Below are 1,836 nucleotides of genomic sequence, written 5' to 3'. Positions count from 1 at the left end.
CATGAACCACGACGTCATCATCACCTGCGCACTCACCGGTGCTGGCGACACGACCGCCAAAAGTCCACACGTGCCGGTCACCCCGAAACAGATTGCCGCTGCCGCGGTGGAAGCGGCCAAGGCCGGCGCCACCGTCGTGCACTGCCATGTGCGCGACCCGCAGACCGGCAAGTTCAGCCGTGACGTGGCGCTGTACCGCGAAGTGATGGAGCGCATCCGCGAGGCGGACGTCGACATTATCGTCAACCTCACCGCCGGGATGGGCGGCGACCTGGAAATCGGCCCTGGCGAGAAGCCGATGGAGTTCGGCCCGAACACCGATCTGGTCGGTCCGCTGACCCGTCTCGCCCACGTTGAAGAACTGCTGCCGGAAATCTGCACCCTCGATTGCGGCACGCTGAACTTCGGCGACGGCGACACCATTTACGTCTCGACCCCGGCGCAACTGCGCGCCGGCGCCAAGCGCATCACCGAACTGGGGGTGAAGGCCGAACTGGAGATTTTCGACACCGGGCATCTGTGGTTCGCCAAGCAGATGATCAAGGAAGGCTTGCTCGACAACCCGTTGTTCCAGCTGTGTCTGGGCATCCCGTGGGGCGCGCCGGCCGACACCACCACGATGAAAGCCATGGTCGACAACCTGCCCGCCGACGCGGTCTGGGCCGGCTTCGGCATCGGCCGCATGCAGATGCCGATGGCGGCGCAAGCGGTGCTGCTCGGCGGCAACGTGCGGGTCGGGCTGGAAGACAACCTGTGGCTGGACAAAGGCGTGCTGGCGACCAATGGCCAATTGGTTGAACGCGCCACGGAAATCCTCAGCCGCCTCGGTGCCCGCGTGCTTACGCCGGCCGAAGGTCGCAAAAAAATGGGCCTGACCCAGCGCGGCTGATCCATCACCCATTTCACCTGTAGGAGCTGCCGAAGGCTGCGATCTTTTGACTTTGATTTTTTAGAAGCAAGATCAAAAGATCGCAGCCTTCGGCAGCTCCTACAGGGCTCTTCGAACTCTTCAGGACATCACCATGCGCTTTATCACCGAAATCAAAACCTTCGCCGCTCTGGGCAGTGGTGTCATCGGCAGTGGCTGGGTCGCCCGCGCCCTCGCCCACGGCCTCGACGTGGTGGCCTGGGACCCGGCGCCCGGCGCCGAAGCGGCATTGCGCCAACGCGTAGCCAATGCCTGGGGCGCGCTGGAGAAGAACGGCCTGGCGCCCGGCGCTTCGCAGGACCGTCTGCGTTTTGTCGCAACCATCGAGGAATGCGTGCGTGACGCCGATTTCATCCAGGAAAGCGCCCCGGAACGGCTGGAACTGAAGCTCGATCTGCACAGCAAGATCAGCGCCGCCGCCAAGCCCGATGCGCTGATCGGCTCCAGCACTTCAGGCCTTTTGCCCAGCGAGTTCTACGAGAGTTCGACACACCCTGAACGCTGCGTGGTCGGGCATCCGTTCAACCCGGTTTATCTGTTGCCACTGGTGGAAGTGGTCGGCGGCAGAAACACCGCGCCGGAGGCGGTGCAAGCGGCGATGCAAGTCTACGAATCCCTCGGCATGCGCCCGTTGCATGTGCGCAAAGAAGTGCCGGGGTTCATCGCCGATCGCCTGCTCGAAGCGCTGTGGCGCGAGGCGTTGCACCTGGTCAATGACGGTGTGGCGACGACCGGCGAGATCGACGATGCGATTCGCTTTGGCGCCGGTCTGCGCTGGTCGTTCATGGGCACTTTCCTGACTTACACCCTGGCCGGCGGCGATGCCGGCATGCGCCACTTCATGTCGCAATTCGGCCCGGCGTTGCAGTTGCCGTGGACGTATCTGCCGGCACCGGAGCTGACCGACA

Annotated in this window: 2 protein-coding genes; both read left to right on the top strand. The window is 63.9% G+C overall.

What is annotated here, in order from left to right:
- The first annotated feature begins 1 nt into the window (after nt 1).
- Nucleotides 2–889, top strand: coding sequence for a 3-keto-5-aminohexanoate cleavage protein (locus D6877_RS26380; RefSeq protein WP_024014602.1), 888 nt, complete (start codon nt 2–4; stop codon nt 887–889).
- 133 nt (nt 890–1,022) lie between these two features.
- On the top strand, nt 1,023–1,836 hold an 814-nt coding region (locus D6877_RS26375; protein ID WP_130912612.1), incomplete at its 3' end, for an L-carnitine dehydrogenase.

Origin of the sequence: Pseudomonas sp. Sample_9 (assembly GCF_004307535.1) — a bacterium.
In the GTDB taxonomy this organism is placed as follows: domain Bacteria; phylum Pseudomonadota; class Gammaproteobacteria; order Pseudomonadales; family Pseudomonadaceae; genus Aquipseudomonas; species Aquipseudomonas mercuritolerans.
The sequence above is the reverse complement of the archived record's forward strand: the minus strand, read 5'-3'. Positions and strand labels throughout refer to the sequence as shown.

Bases quoted from the DNA above. Each gene is read 5' to 3' on its own strand.
- D6877_RS26380 (WP_024014602.1), top strand. From the start codon at position 2: ATGAACCACGACGTCATCATCACCTGCGCACTCACCGGTGCTGGCGAC.